Source organism: Undibacterium sp. (assembly GCF_030683615.1).
GTDB classification, from domain to species: domain Bacteria; phylum Pseudomonadota; class Gammaproteobacteria; order Burkholderiales; family Burkholderiaceae_D; genus Undibacterium; species Undibacterium umbellatum.
Genome location: NZ_JAUXQE010000030.1, coordinates 307,674 through 324,525, shown reverse-complemented (window position 1 = coordinate 324,525; position 16,852 = coordinate 307,674). Strand labels below are relative to the sequence as shown.

The following is a 16,852-nucleotide window of genomic DNA, read 5'->3' as shown; positions in this document are numbered from 1 at the left end:
TGTTCAATGGCTGCAGCAATGCCGTAATCTTCGACGACATAGGCATCATTGGAGGATTCATAGTTTTCTATGCGGTCACGCTTTGGGTTTTCCATGACCTGGCGACGGCGCGCACCTTCTTGGAAGTAGATAGACAAATTGTCATAGCGCGTAATCAGGATGCTGTTTGCCGGGAAGTAAGGCACCGTTGCCGCTTGCAGGCCACCGATACGCTTTTGGCTGATGATGATGTCAGAGGCCAGGGTTTCGGTTGCGGCCTGATTCTTGTTCACCAGGGGGAAATACTTGTCATGCATGAGCTGGCGGCCGACGATGCAGACAAGACCGGCATCTTCGCGGAACCATGGGTCCAGCAGGTTGATGGCGTCATACACAGCGGCGTCAAGATTGGCGAAGTCGCCGCCAACACCGATTTTGATTTTGTTGGCAGTGGCACCAGATGCCAGCACGCGTTCAGGGGCATTTTCACGCATTTGCTGCAGCCAGCCTTTATTTACGTCTTGCAGCAGTGGGTAAGTGGCGATATTGGTGTTTGGTGCCACGGCTGTGCCGTTAAAGCCGATAACCATGCGGTCCAGCGCCTGGCGTTTGACGATGACGTCACGGATACGGGTCTGGAAGTCGGCAAACTTGGCCCAGGCATCGAGCTTTGCATAAGGGATATGCGTATCAAAATCGGTCTTGGCACAGCGGTAGCGGTCATTGGACAGGCTGGTCAAATCGCGTGTCTGTCTTTCTGTCTGCGTGGTATCGGTGCGGCTGGCGACCGGGCTGGTGATACCGAGGTGCAGCTTTTCGCCTTCCATCTCGGTCACGCCGATGATATTTATTTTGCTTAAGAACTCGCTGGATTCTTGTATCTTCGTTTCCAGCTTTTGTTGCACTGTGGGTGCGATGCTAAAGGTCTTGGTAGCGTCATCGACGCCGTTGATTTCGCTCAGGCGGGCCAGTAAGGAATTGAAGGCCAGGCGGGTATTGTTTCTCATGCGTGCTTACTCCGTTGTTTTGTGTGTGTTGGTGTCGTGGTGTGTTGCTGTCGCTTATAGGTTTAACAGTCGGTTTGTTCTGTGCCGTTGCCGCCTGTGGCAGTGGGCCTGGTGGTCTGGTTGCCGGGTTCTTTGTCGAGCTGGGTTTTCAGTCTGTTGAAATTGTCTGTGACGGTTTTGAGATTCTTTTCCAGCTCGGAAATGCGTTTGGTTGATTCGTTGAAGCGCGTTTCTTGCTGGCCGGTGTGTTCGAGAATGCTTTCTACTGCTTCGCCAATATCTGAAAAGCGGGCATCGTCGCCCGTTTTTTTGCTGCTGAAACTGTTGAGCAAGCCTTTGACTTTGGCGGCCAGGCTGGTGGTATCGGTGTTGATTTCTTCAAATTCAAGATCGGCTTCAATAGCAGCAGAAAACAGGTGTTCAGGGTTGGTTTTGCGGCCTGCAAATGGGTTGGCGGTGGGGTTATTGGCGGCAAAGCTCAAAACTTCGGTACCCAGGCTGGCCGGGCTGTCGGTTACGCCCAGGCCGACAAGATAGGCTTCGCCAGTGTCGGCAAACTTGTCATTGATTTCTATGCTGGTGTAAATCTTTTGCTTGGCCTTGGTCATTGCGATCAAGTCGTCAGTCGGTTCAATCTGGGCAAACAGCGCCAGTTTTTTATTGCCGTCGATGGTGACTTCTTCGGCCTTGACGGCGGTCACGTCGCCATAAGCACGGAATGGGCTATCGGCCAGCGTGCCGCGTATATGTTCCATCCAGATGCGTGCGCCATATTTTTGAGGGTCGAAGTTTTTAGCCATTTGTTGAATCCAACTGCGTTCAATCTTGCGGCCGTCAGTGGTTGCGCCTTCGACTGCCACGCGGAAGAATTTTGATTTAAATTTTTTTGTGCTCATGGTTTGATGGTGTAGGTTGTCGGTTTCAAGAATTGATTTCTGGCTGTGCAGTTGGCATAGTCTGCTTTGCTGGAATTCGCTTCAATGGTCAGCGGGTTGATAAGATTTATAACAACTTGTTGCCTGTGCCTTCGCGCCCGCGATGCCCGTAATCTGACGGCATGATTGATATTGCCGACGAAAATACGTCTGAAACCCTCCGCGAAAACGACACAGAAGCGCCTACTGACGGCGCTGTGGTCGCGCCTACCTATGACCTTAAAAAGCATGCCCAGGCCTTGTACTGGCAGGGCTGGCGTATTTCATCCATTGCCAAGCATCTGGATATCAAACGCAGCACTGTGCAGAGCTGGTGCGACCGTGAAAAATGGGACGAAACCCCATTCATTGAAAAAATCGAAGCCAGCCTTGAAACACGCCTAGTTCAACTGATTGCTAAGGAAGTCAAGACCGGCGGCGACTTTAAAGAGATTGATTTGCTGATGCGCCAGGCGGTGCAGACGGCGCGAGTGCGGCGCTATGAGGCACCGGGCGGCAATGAGGTGGATTTGAATCCTAAGCTGGCTAACCGCAATGCCGGGCCAAAGAAGAAACCCACGCGCAACGATTTTAGCGATGACCAACGCGACCAATTGTTGGAGGCCTTTCGCGATTCGCTGTTTGATTATCAGAAGGTGTGGCTGCGCAATGGGCATGAGCGCACGCGGGTGATTTTGAAGTCGCGGCAGATTGGTGCTACCTGGTACTTTGCGCGGGAGGCCTTGGCCGATGCCATGGAAACCGGGCGCAATCAGATTTTTCTATCGGCTTCCAAAGCCCAGGCGCACGTATTCAAGCAATACATTATCCAGTTTGCCAAAGAGGCGGCGGGCATCGAGCTGGCCGGTGATCCGATTGTCTTGCCGAATGGCGCACATCTTTACTTCTTGGGTACTAATGCCAGGACGGCACAGGGCTATCACGGCAATTTTTATTTTGATGAATTTTTCTGGACGCATAAGTTTCAGGAATTGAACAAGGTGGCGTCAGGGATGGCGCTGCACAAGCAATGGCGGAAGACTTACTTTTCTACGCCTTCGAGCATTACGCATGAGGCGTACCCGTTCTGGACGGGGGAGCTGTTCAATAAGCGGCGGCCTAAAAAAGACCAGGTGAACATTGATATCAGCCACAAGCGGCTTGCGTCTGGCTTTACGGGCGAAGACAAGATGTGGCGGCAGATTGTGACCATCATGGACGCCCAGGCGGGTGGCTGTGATTTGTTTGATATTGATGAGCTGCGCCTGTATGAATACAGCCCGGACCAGTTTGAAAACCTGTTGATGTGTCAGTTCATTGACGACACGGCGTCTGTCTTCCCCCTGCAGGAGCTGCAAAAGTGCATGGTGGATGCCTGGGTAGATTGGACAGACTTTAAGCCCTTTACCACGCGGCCTTATGGGGATAACCCGGTCTGGATAGGGTATGACCCGGCTTTTACGGGTGACAGTGCGGGGCTGGTGATTCTTGCGCCGCCGCGCACGCCTGGCGGCAAGTTCCGGGTGTTGGAGCGCATGCAGTTCAGGGGTATGGACTTTGCGGCCCAGGCTGAACAGATACGGCAATCCACGATTCGCTATCACGTTGCCTTTATTGGCATTGATGCCACTGGCATGGGTGAGGGTGTGCACCAGCTGGTGAAGAACTTCTATCCCAATGTGACCAAGATCAATTATGACCCGGCTGTGAAGAGCCGCATGGTCATCAAGGCCCGCGATGTGATCAGCAAGGGCCGTCTGGAATTTGACGCCGGGGCCACGGATCTGGCGCAGGCATTCATGACGATTAAAAAGACGCTGACGGCCAGCGGCCAGCATGTGACTTATGTGGCAGACCGTAGCGAGGAAACCGGACATGCAGACCTTGCCTGGGCGTGTATGCATGCTCTGGACCATGAGCCATTGGACGGCGGCATCAGCAGCAATCAATCATTTATGGAGGTGTATTCATGACGAGAAAGAAGAGGCGCGGCAGTTTCAATGCAGGGCCAAGTAGTCAGGCAGAAGCGGTACCGGCTTTGCCAGTGTCGCCCGGTGCGGAGGTGTTCAGCTTTGGCGACCCCACGCCGGTATTAGACCGGGCTGAAATTCTGGACTATATCGAGTGCTGGACGAATGGGCGCTATTACGAGCCGCCTATCAGTTGGGACGGCCTGGCTAAGTCTTTCAGGGCCAGTGTGCACCATTCAACTGCTATCTATGTAAAGCGCAACCTGTTGGCGGCCACCTTTGTGCCGCATGCCTTGCTCTCACGCGAGGCGTTTAGCCGCTTTGCGCTGGATTTTCTGGTGTTTGGTAATGCCTATCTGGAAAACCGCAAAAGCCGCACTGGCAAGTCTTTACAGCTTGAGCCGGCGCTTGCCAAATATATGCGCCGGTGCAGTGATGACTTGAACCAATACGCCTTTGTGCGTGGCTGGCAGGAAGACCATGTGTTTGAGTCTGGGGCGATTTTCCATTTGATGGAGCCAGATATTAATCAGGAGGTGTACGGCCTGCCTGAGTATTTGAGTGCCTTGCATTCTGCCTGGCTCAATGAGGCGGCGACGCTTTTCAGGCGCAAGTATTACAAGAACGGCTCACACGCCGGTTTCATCTTGTACATGACTGACCCTGCCCAGAATCAAAGTGACGTCGACAACATGCGCCAGGCGTTGCGAGACAGTAAGGGGCCGGGCAATTTCCGCAATGTGTTCATGTATGCGCCTAACGGCAAGAAAGACGGCATCCAGATATTGCCGGTGTCTGAGGTGGCGGCCAAGGATGAATTCTTCAGCATCAAGAACGTGACCCGCGACGACATGCTGGCCGCGCACCGGGTACCGCCCCAACTGCTTGGCCTGGTGCCGAACAATACGGGCGGTTTCGGGGCCGTTGAACCGGCGGCAAAGGTGTTTGCCATGAATGAGCTGGAACCGCTGCAGGCGCGTTTCAGAGAGTGCAACGAGTGGATAGGCGAGGAGGTGATTCGCTTCACGCCTTATTCATTAGGTAATGAGGGAGGTAATACGAAATGAGTGATGTTGCGGATATGTCAGATAAAAATGTCGAGACGTTTATTGCTTCGGCGATTGCGCATGTACGTCGTCAGCAAGGAATGAAAGCCACCGGTCAATGTCGATTCTGCGAGGAAATTATTACACCACGCACACTATTTTGTGATTCTGATTGCCGAGATGACTATGAAAAGCTTAAAGCAGCAGTGGCGAGGCACGGACGGCATTCATGTAGTTAATGTGTAATAGCAGCAACGCGAAACGTTATAGTTTTTAATATGAAATTTCACAATTGGAGTAGACTTTCTTATGCGATTTTTGAAGAACTCATAACAATCTATGCACTCAACACCAAAACGAGAAGAAATTCGACAGATTTATCGAGAGCTTAATCAAAATGCCCGGAGTTTATTAGTAGAGCGAATTGATTTGGCAACACTGACTCTTAAAGATATTGGCCCAGACGCAATAAGATGCGCAATGGCGTGGCGACTTGCGTATTCGGCTACAAATGCCCACAAAATGCCTGGTTGGGACTGGCATCTTGAATGGAAAAAGGCTCGTGGAAGACCCCGCCTCGTGCAACTTGCGATTTGGGATGAGCAAAAATTATATGCACTGGCCATTGGCCGTGTTAGCAAAGGCAGGATAAATGCCACATTGCATTTCATTGAAGCAGACCCTTGGAAAGATAGTAATTTGCCAAAAGCAGGGAAAATTTTTGCTCGATATCTGGAAGCTGTGGGCTATCTTGCCCGCTGTCGCGAAATTATTTTAGACCGCCCGAATAAAAATTTAATCGAGTATTATAAAGAACTAGGATTTACTGAGTTGCACAAAGCAAAGGGAGAAAAAGGCCGAGAGTATTTGAAGTGGGTCTTGAACGACAATTATGCAGCTTAATTTACATGCTATAGTTATGAAAGAAAGGGGAAGATCATGACAACTATAAATACTGCTCAACGAAAATCTAGATTAGCGAAATCAGGAAAATTTACGTTAAAAAGCATGTCTTCAGCCGAAAACGTCGATAGAGTGCGTAGAATATTGGACAACACCAGTGCAGACTTTAATCAACGGGCGGAAAGAGCTGCTACGTTGGTTAAGAATGATTTTTTCGGTGTTTGGGCTGGCCCACTACTTGAAGTTAATAAACCGGCTAGATTTGGTATATTGAATCATAGAAGAAGTAAAACTCAAAAAAAATAAAACTGAACCCGCTTATCAAGCGGGTTTTTTTATCTCCCCTCTGGCATGTCCGGTACTTGTTCTGTCAAACATAACCATGACTGTGCATATTCTACGATACCGCCCTCTGTCTTACGCCTTTGAAATCCGGTAAGCATGAACCGGCCTTCATTCATCCATAGCAGGCGTGGTTCAAATAATGTCTCTTCATAGGTGCCTCGGGTGAATCGGGCCAGATGTACAAGACGGTGCAGACCCTGGTCTGTGGACTCCGAAATCGTCAGCTCACCCAGGTTGCCATGATTGAACCTGTCGAATACCTGCTTGCGGTGCAGGGCTATACCAGCCCGTCGCATTTCTAGTAGATGTACTTTCATGATGCATGCACTGTATAAATAATCAGTATTATGCGCCATCCGCATGCACATGCAAGCCTGTCGATATGTCAATGCATTGATGGCAACGCATCCGCACGCTTGCATCCAAGCAATTTTTAGCAATCAAAACCCGTTTCATCCCCTGGCGCGCAGACATCCCCCCACCACGCCTGCCCGCTAAATAGGTCGCTTTTGACTCAAATGTGCGTCACCAGTTAGGAGCAAGCCCGGCTTACGTTTGCGGCCGCATGGATGCCCCAAAAAGATGACGCAATTTGACGCAAAATTTCATGAATTGCAGGGGCCAGGTGTCGCATCTATCGGCACATATTCACATGGGATTTTTGGGGGCAGCTAGGGAAAAAGGTAACCAAAGGAAGGCGGGACGGAACAGCAGGGCTAAGTATCTGATTTATATAGATATACTCAGTTACTTTCTAAAGTGATTTAAGGTAATTCAAAAGGTAATGAAAATCTAAGTCTTTGATAGTAAAGGATATTTTGAAAAGTGAAAAATACTATACATACAGGTAATCAGATTCCTTTTCAAATACTTTATTCTTACCTTTTGCTATTCGCTTGAAAGCCTTATGTATCAACGGTTTCCATGCTTTCTAAAAATTCCATCACCTCGGTTACCATTTTCCCGAGGGGTACTTAATTTTAGACAAACCGCATTTTAAGCCCGGTTTTATCCTCATATTCTATGCTGACGAATTTATCTACTACTGCAGCACTCAAGTAAACCGGTGCTCTGTAAAGCTGTCATTCAAGATATTATTCAAAATTGTAATCTTATTGGTAGAATGAAAATATATAACAGTGACGCTTTTCTTGATTTATTTTATGCTCTGAAAAAGTAGGACATTTTCTTGAAAGCAATGCTGTAATCGGGTTTTGAGAGGTTGCTTTCAAAGCGTTTTGCGATCCCAGTCCAGATAGGCGACGTGCCAGTTCGGACATCTAGTTAGGCCACGCTTGGAAGCATCTTGATGCGCCAGCTGAGTCTTTTCACAAAAGGTTGAATATGAAACAGAGTAGCGTTGCAGTCGAAACTTCACACGATCATCAGATTCAAACGCCATGGCCAGCGACGTTTGGATTGGGAGAACACGTTCGCAAAAAGTCGGGCGCAGCGTGGCAAGGCATTATCGTCGGCTGGTACAGCACGAAACTGACGCCAGAGGGCTACGCCGTCGAGTCCGAAGCACATCCAGGCTCGGTGCAGATTTACCCAGTCGCAGCGCTTGAGCGCGTGGCCTAACCCTTCAATCGAGAGGAAGTCACTCGGCAAGCCTGGGGCACTTCTCATCTCAAGCGTTAGGTTTTTTAGCGCGAGAGAACCTGGTCGGCCGGGAGTGTTTTCGTGAATTTCAATGGCTATAATTACGGCTCAAAATTGAAAAATAAAATCACACAAACATATTGTTTTTTGGCGGGAAATTTTTCCCGCAATTCTGTAACTAACAACGTTTCTCAGACGGGGAATTTTTAGAAAATTTCTTCTTTTGCGGGAATGAAATCCCGCTGAGAGCATTGAATTTGCTGGATTCTTCTTAAAGCTTGGGAAGCTGCCGTTCTACCATTAAACTACACCCGCGATCTGTTTATTCTACGCGGGTTTCATGGGTATTTGCAATCTGCACAAATGTCGACTGTGATCGTCGCCACTTCTTACGCGTCATCCTATACAAAGCAGATTCTCAGCTATCAGTCTTTCCGTCAGAAAAATTTCTTCAGACAATAGATCGACTTCTACGATCTATTGGTCTGATATATTCGATTTGAAAGAGCAATTGGTCGTCCCTATACTAAGTCTATCAATAACTGACAAGGGAGAATTGATATGCACATCGACATTCAGGCACGGGGTTTTGAACTCACCGACAGCTTACGTGAGCACACCAGGCGACGCCTGGGCTTTGCCACTGACTGGGCGCGCGATGAGGTGAGACGCATCAACGTCCGCTTATCAGACGTTAATGGACCACGCGGCGGTAAAGACAAGCGCTGCTTGATTCAGATCCCACTGAGCGGCAGACCGGACATTGTGATTGATGAACTGGAATCGGATCTGTATGTCTCCATCGACAAGGCAATTGGACGAGCAGAACGCGTGCTGGCCAAGCAGATAGAACGTGCACGTGAACATCCACACGATACTTTCAAAAATCTCCCTGCGGCTGACGCGCAAGAGACTGAAACCAGCAGCACACATTGAACAATATTTTAAGCAATCATTGAATACGAAGGAGTCATCTTATGAGACAGTATGCAACCAATAGTCCGGAAGCCATGGCAAGAATACTAGCACTATCAATGCTCGTTGACGGATGTCTGGATAAATCGGAATTAAATGTGATGATGCGCTTTGGCGTACTCGAACGTCTGGGTATGTCAGAGGCAGACTTTGATGATATTGTTCACCTGCTTTGCGAGGATATGTTGCAATGCGTTCCGGGGATTGCGCATGGACAAATTGAACTTGATGAAGCGAGCATTGACAGTATTTTGCTCGAAATCCAGGATACGCGACTGCGCAAGATCTTGTTGAAAATCATGCTTGCAGTGGTCTACGCGGATCAACAATTAAGTGTAGGTGAAGCGGTATTGGTATCGAGGGCAATGCAAGTGTGGGAACTGGATCTGGCTGAAATTGGCGGCCTGGTTTATTCCTTTGCGTCAGATTTGCCAGATTCGGGCGATAACTCTTACGGCTCGCGCGACAGAAAAACATTGCCATCGAATGTAAGGTCGACTATGCCATCGATTCTGCAAACACATTTCTAAAAAGTGTTTCGATATTTATGCCAAAGAAATTTCTGCGACGTGTCTTGCCAAATCAGGATAGCATCCAAAAATATTCGGTCAGCCGACGATTCGCAGGTCGGCTTGATATTCCTGACATCTGGCAAGTAGAGTGTGAAAAAATAGCTGCGGGCCTGGCTGTGGGTGTGTTTTGTGGGATGGTACCAGGACCATTGCAAATGATTTCAGCCGTCGCCTTGACGCTTTTGCTGAGAGTGAATTTGCCGATGGCGCTGATTGGTACTTTCCTGACCAATCCCCTGACCATAGTACCGATCTATATGCTTGCCTATGCGATAGGTCAGAGCATGTTAGGAAGTACAGATTGGCGCGAGCTCCCTGCCTTGCCGGTAGCAGACTGGACAGCACCAACCCAGGCGATTGAAAATTGGGTAGTATGGGTCAGTGATCTAGGCACACCATGGCTACTGGGTATGCTGGTATTGGCATCCGCTCTGGCGGCACTGTCATACTGTGCGATGCAGGTGATCTGGCGTAGCTACCAATACCTGATGATGAGACGTAGATTGCATCAGCGACAACAACGACTTAAAATCTCGGAACAAAAGTTCCCCCCTTCAGTTTTATAAAAAGCAACAGTAGTCAACAGCAAGAAAGGCGAGCAAGTGGCAGCACTGAATTTCAAGCATCTGCGTTACTACTGGATGGTCGCGAAGACGGGCAGTATCGCCAAGGCAGCTGAGCAATTGCATTTAACCCCACATGCAGTCAGTGGTCAGATCAATGAGTTCGAAGAAACCCTGGGTGTTGAGCTGTTTCGCAAAGCTGGCAGAAACATTGAACTGACAGACGCTGGACGTCGCATCCTGACTTACGCCGATACCATCTTTAACACCAGTGATCTCTTGCTCGATGAACTTCGCGAGCAAATGTCGAACCGCAGACGCATCTTGCGCATAGGCGTAGCCGACGCCGTTACCAAAGTTATTGCCTATCGACTCATACAACCGGCATTAGCACTCGACGAAGCAATCCGTATCAATTGTCGTGAAGGTCGCCTCGACTTGCTCCTGGGCGAATTGGCCCTCCACAAGCTCGATGTGATTATTGCCGATCGTCCCATGTCTCCGGGCTTGAATGTTCGCGCCTACAATCACTTGCTGGGAGAATGTGGACTGACCGTCTTTGCGACTTCTGCACTGGCTCAGCAGTTTAAGGGAAAATTTCCACAATTACTGAATCAAGCACCGTTTTTGATTCCTGGTGAGGATGTTGCCATACAAGCGAGATTGCTACTTTGGTTCGAAGAGCATCAGCTAAGACCTAGCATCGTTGGGGAATTTGATGATAGTGCATTGATGAAAGCTTTTGGCAGTGCGGGCGCTGGCTTCTTTGTTGCTCCCAGCGCTATGAAAAAAGAAATCTGCCAGCAGCATCATGTAGTTGCCATCGGCGACATTCCAACAGTTGTCGAGCAAATTTACGTGATTACCACTGAACGGCGCCTGTCTGATCCTGCAATCCTCGCCATTAGTAACACTGCGAAGAATGACATTTTTGGACGTGGATGATGACCACAAGCCTCCCATATCGCTGCAGACGACGCATGCGTTGAATCAAATGACGAATGTACTGTCAAAGTCGAAGTAGTAGCGAAAGACAGGATGTCTATGAATCGAGCAAGACACAAAGTGCAGTGTTGATGGTGCCATCACTTGCAATGCAGTCCGATCTAAAAGCACCTGACAAGTGCTCTACTTCGAATTGTTGCTGCTCGCTAAGACGTGCGTCGTTTTGCGACTGCTTCGATTTCTATCAGTGTATCAGGTGTCGCCAGTGAGGCGACGCCTATTCCGGTCAGAGCCGGACGGGATGTGCCTAGGTAGCTGAGTAGTATTGGTACGATAGTTTCCATGTGCTCTGCCAGTTCACCTCTGATATAGACGCGCAGGTGCAACAGGTTTTGAACTGAAGAATTTGCTGCTTCCAGTACGGTCAGCAGGTTTTTTATTGCGCCCTCTGCCTGTGCTGGCATGCTCTGGTTTTTTACCTGATAGTTGCTGTCCCAGTCTACCTGGCCGGATATAAATATCAGGCCACTATCTGCATCTGCCGCTGCCTGCGACATGCCGAATGGTGCGCCGTCATACAGCGTGGCGGGATTGATTTTGTTGATGCTCATGAAAACCTCTCTATGTAATAAGGAACACAGAGAAAGTGTAGTGACCGCAGCCGTGCTTGGCCATCAAGGTGGGCTTGTAGCGGATACAAGCGCGACTACGCTATTGCAGGAAATTTTTGACGTATCCTGTCGAGGAGCCAGAGCATGAAGGCATCGTCTTTTGCACTGGGGTGATAGGCGGCGACGACTTCATAGCCAGGTGGATATTTTTTAAGCGGTATTTCAAACAGGCCTGCACATGGCATCAGGCGTGATGGCAGAAAACCGACCATATCAGTTTGCTTCAGATATTCTTGCGCAATGAAAAATGAGGGTACAGAAACATGTACTTTACGCGGCAGGTTTTGCTGCTCAAACCAGCTGTCTGCTGATCCTTTAAAGCTGGCAATGCCGGGTGAGACCACGACGAAATCATGTTCGACCAGGCGCTCAAGCGGCAGATGGTCATCAAAAACAATATTCTTGTTGGCGGTCACGCAGAGATATTTTTCAGTGAACAGGGCTTCAGAAACCAGGCCCTCTGGCACATAGCCGCTGGAAGTCAGGGTAAGATCAATGTCACCCTGACGCATTTTCTGTATCAGGCTCGCACTCTCGATATTGATGACGATGACTTTGACCCCGGGTGCAGAGATTCTCAGGTCTTTCATCAACTCGCCGACGATGATTTTTTGCGTATAGTCGGTGGCGGACATGACCAGAGTTCTCGCTGTATTTTCTGGTGTGATGGTATGCGGCAGCGGTATGTCATTGAGGTGCATTAACACCTGGCGGATATGCGGCTGTATCAATTTTGCGTAAGGGGTAGCCACGACACCATGCCCGGTGCGGACAAACAACTGGTCGCTGAGTATCTCCCTGATTTTTTTCAGTTGCAGGCTGATGGCTTGCTGTGACACCGCAAGATATTCCGCTGCCGCTGACAAGTTTTCAAACTTGTATAAAGCATCCAGGGTTCTCAGATGATTGATTTCCAGCTTTTCTATCATGCGGTTTCTTATGATATTGCGGTGTTGTGATATGACGCCTGGCGGCTCAAGACCGGATTGTCTAACAATTCCCAGAATCGCCCGGATCAACAAGCATCTACAAAAAAGCACAGCCTACTGGAATATAGCCACAACGTCCAGTTGCCGGCAGGCCATGCTGTATGTGTATGCATCAGCTTTTTAAGACGACCACATTCTATTGCCTCTCTCCAATTGAAAAAAATTGTGGCCTGTACATATACGTCTTTGTATTTTCGATAAGTTGCATTAAAATTAATAGATAGCTACCCTATGCGAGGCAAAACTTAACGCCTTTGCCGGATTTCTCTCGATGCTCTACCCCTTACTGCCAAAGGATGATCATGAGTACAACAAGCCCCAACTCCAGCAACGCTGGCAACCCCACAGGCGACACCAGCACAGCACCTGCCAGACCCAATATCCTGTTCATTATGGTCGACCAGATGCGTTATCCGCCCAGGTATCCTGATGATCCTCTGGAGCCGCTGTACCAGATCTTGCGGTTTGAAGAAGGCAGCTTGCTGGATAACCCGTATGCCGAATTATTCCCCGGCTTTGTCAAACTGCGTGAGCATGGTGTGTCGCTGCAAAATCATACCTGCTCCAGCATTGCCTGCGTGCCTGGCCGTGCCACTATCATGACCGGGCAATACAGCGCTCATAGCGGGGTAACGCAGACCGAGGGCATGTTCAAGGTGGATACTGATCCTGCCTTCCCGTGGCTGCCGCAAGATGGCGTGCCGACCATGGGTGACTGGTTTCGCGCGGCGGGTTATGAAACGCATTATTTCGGGCGCTGGGATTTGTCGGACTCCCCCACGGGCAGTCTGGAAAACTGGGGCTTTAGTGACTGGGAATATTCCATTCCCTCTGACCAGCGTTTTGGCACGCCTAACCTGGGTGTGTATCGCGACAAAAGCTATACTGACCTTGTCACCACTTTCCTGCGACGCAAGGGCCTGGGGGTGCAGGCGAATATCATCAACAGCAATAATCCAACCAATGCCAGCTTCAAATTGCGGCCATGGCTGGCGGTGGCATCGTTTGTCAATCCTCATGATATTGGCGCCTACCCTTTCCCCTGGCAACCAGCAGTAGAAACACCAGCCAATCCGCCAACGCTGGGCGATATCATTGCCCCCTTTGGTGCACCAGTAAAAGGTACGATGAGCCAGCCGCCGGTATATGGCAAGGCCCCCAATCAATTCAATGCTACTTATCGCGTGCCGCTGAACCCCGGTGGTTTCAAGCTGGGTGAAGTCAAGCTGCCAGCCAACTGGCGCGGCGATTTATCAAGCAAGCCGGATTGCCAGTACGATTATTCGTACAAGTTCCAACTGGCGCTGACGACACTGCGCGGCCAGCATGCCGTGGTGCCCTCGCCCTACCCGTTCAAGATGCAGAGCAATGCCGAGGACTGGTATCGCAACTACCTGGCGTTTTACCTGTACCTGCAATATCTGGTGAATGTCGAAGTCAGTACCATACTTGAGCGCGTGTATGAAAGCGGCCTCGATCAAAACACTATCGTCGTGTTCACCTCTGACCATGGCGAGCTGGCAGGTGCCCATGGTGGCCAGATAGAAAAATGGTGTGGCGCTTATCAGGAAGCCATCCATATCCCTGCCATCATTTCTTCACCGCTGGTGAATGGCGACAAAACCATGCGCACTGTGCAATGCCATACCACACACGTAGACTGGGTGCCCACCCTGCTGGGCCTGGCTGGCTATGACAAGGACGACAGACAGGCGCTGACAAAATTCATCCAGGGCCACGATGCCAAACCCCTTGCTGGCGAAGACCTGGCACCGGTCATACGTGGCGATGCACAGGCAAGTGAACGCAAGGGCGTGCTGTTTGTCTCTGACGACAATATCACCGCGCCACTCGATACCAACTACCTGCCTGACAAATACCAGTGGTATGTCAACATCACAGAGCGTCTGACCAGCCCCACTGGCAAGCCAACAGAAAAACAACCACTGACCGCATCTGGCCCGGTGGTGCAGCCCAACCACATACAATCCTACTTTGAAAAACCCTGGAAGCTGGTGCGCTACTGGGAACCGCAAAACCCTGCCAACACGCAATGGGAATTGTATAACCTGGATGCTGATCCAAATGAAAATCACAACCTGCTGCACTGGGATAAAACGACTGGTGAACCGCTGCTGCGTTCAGGACAAATTGTAGAAATGGGCCTGAACCTGGCCCGCACCGAGTTTGACCTGCAATATCTGCGCAAGGCCCTGAACCAGGCTTTGATCAAAGCAGGTTATACACCACAGAATATGCAGCAGATGGGTATCGTGGTGGATGGGCAGATGCCGACCTAGATACATTTGCGGGTGGCGCATTCTACGAGCCCTGCCTATTTTTCATCAGCAGAAATGGCGCGCGCGGCGCACCCTGCTGTGGATGGCCTCGTTTTTTGACCAGGCATATTTCCAAGGCTGCCCGCAATGAACATCCCCCCTGATTACTTCTCAACGATTAAAATACGCATCGTAGCCAGATCAAATTTCTGGCATTCAACATTGCAATCACGAAGTAAATGAGTCCTTTCAAATTCTCTGTATCAAACAATGGAACCAACGAGCTCGTCGTCTGGGTAGAGCCATGGGCACATGATTTCACACTGGAGCCTGGTGAAAATCTGGTGCTGATTTCCAGTGACCCGGAGTCAATGGTAGATCTGCACAGAGAGAATGATTCATTACAAATTTATCTGAATTCTTCCAGCGGCTTCTTTGTTCAGCAAGCTGGCGAAACTATTCATTGCGGCCATAAGCGTAGACCGGTATGAGCATGAAAACCATCTTTGTTTATTGCAAACCCCTGCTACTGTCCTGCACATTGACAGCCCTAGGAAATGCAGTTGCAGAAATCTGTATCGCCATCTTCCTCAGGAAATTTTATCCTGAGTATGGGACCAGGGATTGATCGTTTTTGGATGCGATCCCAAAATTTGGAAGTGAATTGGCAGGTACACCTTCTGCCTTGATATTACTGACGATGGCTGGCTTCATACCGCTTGCCTTTGCATACAGAAAACACTTCAGCAAGATTTATTTTTCCTCTGCAGCCTGGGGATTTTTTATTGGCTTTTATGGGGCGAATTTGCGCTTTATTTGCACGACTAATGCTCTTGAAAGCACGCTCAGTTTTTTCTTGCCCCCACGCTGGGATTTTTCTGATGTGAATTTCTTCTTTTTTTGTCTCGCTGTTCCTCTGATGATACTGGCGATGATCATCATCTTTTTCCGCAGGAAAGCTTCGGCGAATCGAGTGCCCTGATCCTGTACATCATTGCATCAATGCTTCACCGCAAAAATCTCTTCCAAAAACTCGCTGACCGCATCGACGGTCGGCTCCAGCCAGGGATCAAATAACCAAAAGCTATGCGGCGTATCGGGTAGTTGCACGTGCTTTGTTGCAATGCCCAGAGCCTTCATTTTCCCCATCATTTCTTCCCGGCCCAGGCTAAAGCGTTTTTGTGCACTGCTGATGAACAAAAAGGGTGGTGTGTCTTTGCTGACGTGGGTGAGTGGGGACGCTTCTTTCCACACTGCAGTTTTTTCTGCATAGCTGCCGCCCAGCCAGGCACCCGCGGCTGTAGTTTTTTTGCTGGGATCGTCTTCATATCTGCGTACTTCTTCTGAAGTAAAATCCGACAAGCCGTCGATATTGATGACGGCCTGCACAGCGCTGGACACTGTGCTGCCTCCGGCGTCCATATCAAATCTTCCCATGCCATTTGTCACGCCAATCAGGGCAGCAATTTGCCCACCTGCCGAGCCGCCAGCCACGGCAATTTGATGGGGATTGATATGGTATAAGCTGGCATGGCTGCGCATCCAGCGCACTGCCGCCTTGACATCGTGTATGGCAGCCGGGTAGCGAGCCTCTGTCGATAAGCGGTAGCTGATGGCGGCACAAACATATCCACGCTCTGCCAGACGTATCGCCATTGCGCCCAGGTTGTCACGTGAGCCTGAACGCCAGCCACCGCCATGCACCAGCACAATCGCTGGCCGGACAGGGATTACTTTCAAGCCTGCCCACTTACCTTGTACAGGCAGGTATAAATCCAGTTGCAAGTCTCTATCCTCATGACGAATATAAGGCAAATCTGGTAGCAGCCTGACACTGGCTGGCAAGGTTTGGCTAGCGATCTGGATGAATGGATAGTTGCCCCTCAGTTTTTGATAAGTAGACTCTGCCGTGTAGGCAGTTTCTACAGGCACAGCCTTAGTCTTGACTGCGCAAGCGGTGAGCAAGAGGGCAGCCACCATACTGGTCATGCTGGCGACAAGAAATTTGGCAATTGAACTGCTGATACAGGCTTTCAAACTGCGCTCCTGGATTATGGGGAATTGCCCCTGTTTGTATTAACTGATCTCTGCG

Annotated in this window: 19 protein-coding genes; 13 read left to right on the top strand and 6 right to left on the bottom strand. The window is 49.8% G+C overall.

Translation table 11 applies throughout. From position 1 onward, the window contains the following. On the bottom strand, positions 1-986 hold a 986-nt coding region (locus Q8K39_RS16025; RefSeq protein WP_305261717.1), incomplete at its 3' end, for a phage major capsid protein, P2 family. Positions 987-1,048: 62 nt separating this feature from the next. Then, positions 1,049-1,882 carry a GPO family capsid scaffolding protein gene (locus Q8K39_RS16020; protein ID WP_305261715.1) on the bottom strand — a complete coding sequence of 278 codons (834 nt, stop codon included), beginning with the start codon at positions 1,880-1,882 and terminating at the stop codon, positions 1,049-1,051. Positions 1,883-2,043: 161 nt separating this feature from the next. Here Q8K39_RS16020 and Q8K39_RS16015 point away from each other — a divergent pair, with 161 nt between their 5' ends. The 5 genes from Q8K39_RS16015 to Q8K39_RS15995 all read left to right on the top strand — a co-directional run bounded on the left by Q8K39_RS16015 (position 2,044) and on the right by Q8K39_RS15995 (position 6,125). Then, the gene (locus Q8K39_RS16015; RefSeq protein ID WP_305261713.1) at positions 2,044-3,873 is read left to right on the top strand and encodes a terminase ATPase subunit family protein; all 1,830 of its coding nucleotides are present in this window, start codon (positions 2,044-2,046) and stop codon (positions 3,871-3,873) included. Continuing rightward, the gene (locus tag Q8K39_RS16010) at positions 3,870-4,937 is read left to right on the top strand and encodes a phage portal protein (RefSeq protein ID WP_305261711.1); all 1,068 of its coding nucleotides are present in this window, start codon (positions 3,870-3,872) and stop codon (positions 4,935-4,937) included. The genes Q8K39_RS16015 and Q8K39_RS16010 overlap by 4 nt, the downstream gene beginning before the upstream one ends. Then, entirely contained in the window at positions 4,934-5,155 is a 222-nt protein-coding gene (locus Q8K39_RS16005; RefSeq protein ID WP_305261709.1) for a hypothetical protein, read from the top strand. The genes Q8K39_RS16010 and Q8K39_RS16005 overlap by 4 nt, the downstream gene beginning before the upstream one ends. A gap of 100 nt (positions 5,156-5,255) precedes the next feature. Continuing rightward, complete coding sequence (locus Q8K39_RS16000; RefSeq protein ID WP_305261708.1) at positions 5,256-5,819, top strand: hypothetical protein; 564 nt, start codon at positions 5,256-5,258, stop codon at positions 5,817-5,819. Between the two features lie 36 nt (positions 5,820-5,855). Beyond that, the gene (locus Q8K39_RS15995) at positions 5,856-6,125 is read left to right on the top strand and encodes a hypothetical protein (protein WP_305261706.1); all 270 of its coding nucleotides are present in this window, start codon (positions 5,856-5,858) and stop codon (positions 6,123-6,125) included. 29 nt (positions 6,126-6,154) lie between these two features. Here Q8K39_RS15995 and Q8K39_RS15990 read toward each other — a convergent pair whose 3' ends face one another. Beyond that, a complete protein-coding gene (locus tag Q8K39_RS15990; protein ID WP_305261704.1) occupies positions 6,155-6,481 on the bottom strand; it encodes a hypothetical protein in 327 nt (108 codons plus the stop codon). A gap of 1,027 nt (positions 6,482-7,508) precedes the next feature. Between Q8K39_RS15990 and dfrB the strand changes: the two genes are divergently transcribed. From dfrB to nhaR, 5 genes are all read left to right on the top strand, one after another. Further along, positions 7,509-7,745 carry a trimethoprim-resistant dihydrofolate reductase DfrB gene (dfrB, locus tag Q8K39_RS15985; protein WP_305261703.1) on the top strand — a complete coding sequence of 79 codons (237 nt, stop codon included), beginning with the start codon at positions 7,509-7,511 and terminating at the stop codon, positions 7,743-7,745. Between the two features lie 582 nt (positions 7,746-8,327). Further along, positions 8,328-8,702: an HPF/RaiA family ribosome-associated protein gene (locus tag Q8K39_RS15980; protein ID WP_305261701.1), complete on the top strand. Its 375-nt coding sequence runs from the start codon at positions 8,328-8,330 to the stop codon at positions 8,700-8,702. Between the two features lie 41 nt (positions 8,703-8,743). Further along, positions 8,744-9,271, top strand: coding sequence for a TerB family tellurite resistance protein (locus Q8K39_RS15975; protein ID WP_305261699.1), 528 nt, complete (start codon positions 8,744-8,746; stop codon positions 9,269-9,271). Positions 9,272-9,288: 17 nt separating this feature from the next. Further along, positions 9,289-9,879, top strand: coding sequence for a DUF2062 domain-containing protein (locus Q8K39_RS15970; protein WP_186953412.1), 591 nt, complete (start codon positions 9,289-9,291; stop codon positions 9,877-9,879). A gap of 36 nt (positions 9,880-9,915) precedes the next feature. Continuing rightward, on the top strand, positions 9,916-10,821 hold the full coding sequence (nhaR, locus tag Q8K39_RS15965) for a transcriptional activator NhaR (protein ID WP_305261697.1): 906 nt from the start codon (positions 9,916-9,918) through the stop codon (positions 10,819-10,821). Between the two features lie 206 nt (positions 10,822-11,027). On the opposite strand, the gene Q8K39_RS15960 is transcribed toward nhaR, so the two are convergent. Together Q8K39_RS15960 and Q8K39_RS15955 are read right to left on the bottom strand one after the other, a co-directional pair. Beyond that, complete coding sequence (locus tag Q8K39_RS15960; RefSeq protein ID WP_186953410.1) at positions 11,028-11,432, bottom strand: RidA family protein; 405 nt, start codon at positions 11,430-11,432, stop codon at positions 11,028-11,030. A 95-nt stretch (positions 11,433-11,527) separates the two neighbouring features. Then, a complete protein-coding gene (locus tag Q8K39_RS15955) occupies positions 11,528-12,421 on the bottom strand; it encodes a LysR family transcriptional regulator (RefSeq protein ID WP_305261694.1) in 894 nt (297 codons plus the stop codon). 362 nt (positions 12,422-12,783) lie between these two features. On the opposite strand from Q8K39_RS15955, the gene Q8K39_RS15950 reads away from it, so the two are divergent. The 3 genes from Q8K39_RS15950 (at position 12,784) to Q8K39_RS15940 (ending at position 15,742) form a co-directional block, all read left to right on the top strand. Beyond that, positions 12,784-14,781 (top strand): sulfatase-like hydrolase/transferase, encoded by a 1,998-nt coding sequence (locus Q8K39_RS15950; protein WP_305261692.1) that lies wholly within the window; start codon positions 12,784-12,786, stop codon positions 14,779-14,781. Between the two features lie 218 nt (positions 14,782-14,999). Then, entirely contained in the window at positions 15,000-15,251 is a 252-nt protein-coding gene (locus Q8K39_RS15945; protein WP_305261690.1) for a hypothetical protein, read from the top strand. Positions 15,252-15,460: 209 nt separating this feature from the next. After that, complete coding sequence (locus tag Q8K39_RS15940) at positions 15,461-15,742, top strand: hypothetical protein (RefSeq protein WP_305261688.1); 282 nt, start codon at positions 15,461-15,463, stop codon at positions 15,740-15,742. Between the two features lie 17 nt (positions 15,743-15,759). Here Q8K39_RS15940 and Q8K39_RS15935 read toward each other — a convergent pair whose 3' ends face one another. Next, positions 15,760-16,797: an alpha/beta hydrolase gene (locus Q8K39_RS15935; RefSeq protein ID WP_305261686.1), complete on the bottom strand. Its 1,038-nt coding sequence runs from the start codon at positions 16,795-16,797 to the stop codon at positions 15,760-15,762. Positions 16,798-16,852: the final 55 nt, after the last annotated feature.

What these genes read in the sequence shown, in the direction of transcription:
- Q8K39_RS16020 (WP_305261715.1), bottom strand. Translation starts at nt 1,882, where the DNA reads ATGAGCACAAAAAAATTTAAATCAAAATTCTTCCGCGTGGCAGTCGAA.
- Q8K39_RS16015 (WP_305261713.1), top strand. Translation starts at nt 2,044, where the DNA reads ATGATTGATATTGCCGACGAAAATACGTCTGAAACCCTCCGCGAAAAC.
- Q8K39_RS16010 (WP_305261711.1), top strand. Translation starts at nt 3,870, where the DNA reads ATGACGAGAAAGAAGAGGCGCGGCAGTTTCAATGCAGGGCCAAGTAGT.
- Q8K39_RS16005 (WP_305261709.1), top strand. Translation starts at nt 4,934, where the DNA reads ATGAGTGATGTTGCGGATATGTCAGATAAAAATGTCGAGACGTTTATT.
- Q8K39_RS16000 (WP_305261708.1), top strand. Translation starts at nt 5,256, where the DNA reads ATGCACTCAACACCAAAACGAGAAGAAATTCGACAGATTTATCGAGAG.
- Q8K39_RS15995 (WP_305261706.1), top strand. Translation starts at nt 5,856, where the DNA reads ATGACAACTATAAATACTGCTCAACGAAAATCTAGATTAGCGAAATCA.
- Q8K39_RS15990 (WP_305261704.1), bottom strand. Translation starts at nt 6,481, where the DNA reads ATGAAAGTACATCTACTAGAAATGCGACGGGCTGGTATAGCCCTGCAC.
- dfrB (WP_305261703.1), top strand. Translation starts at nt 7,509, where the DNA reads ATGAAACAGAGTAGCGTTGCAGTCGAAACTTCACACGATCATCAGATT.
- Q8K39_RS15980 (WP_305261701.1), top strand. Translation starts at nt 8,328, where the DNA reads ATGCACATCGACATTCAGGCACGGGGTTTTGAACTCACCGACAGCTTA.
- Q8K39_RS15975 (WP_305261699.1), top strand. Translation starts at nt 8,744, where the DNA reads ATGAGACAGTATGCAACCAATAGTCCGGAAGCCATGGCAAGAATACTA.
- Q8K39_RS15970 (WP_186953412.1), top strand. Translation starts at nt 9,289, where the DNA reads ATGCCAAAGAAATTTCTGCGACGTGTCTTGCCAAATCAGGATAGCATC.
- Q8K39_RS15960 (WP_186953410.1), bottom strand. Translation starts at nt 11,432, where the DNA reads ATGAGCATCAACAAAATCAATCCCGCCACGCTGTATGACGGCGCACCA.
- Q8K39_RS15955 (WP_305261694.1), bottom strand. Translation starts at nt 12,421, where the DNA reads ATGATAGAAAAGCTGGAAATCAATCATCTGAGAACCCTGGATGCTTTA.
- Q8K39_RS15950 (WP_305261692.1), top strand. Translation starts at nt 12,784, where the DNA reads ATGAGTACAACAAGCCCCAACTCCAGCAACGCTGGCAACCCCACAGGC.
- Q8K39_RS15945 (WP_305261690.1), top strand. Translation starts at nt 15,000, where the DNA reads ATGAGTCCTTTCAAATTCTCTGTATCAAACAATGGAACCAACGAGCTC.
- Q8K39_RS15940 (WP_305261688.1), top strand. Translation starts at nt 15,461, where the DNA reads ATGGCTGGCTTCATACCGCTTGCCTTTGCATACAGAAAACACTTCAGC.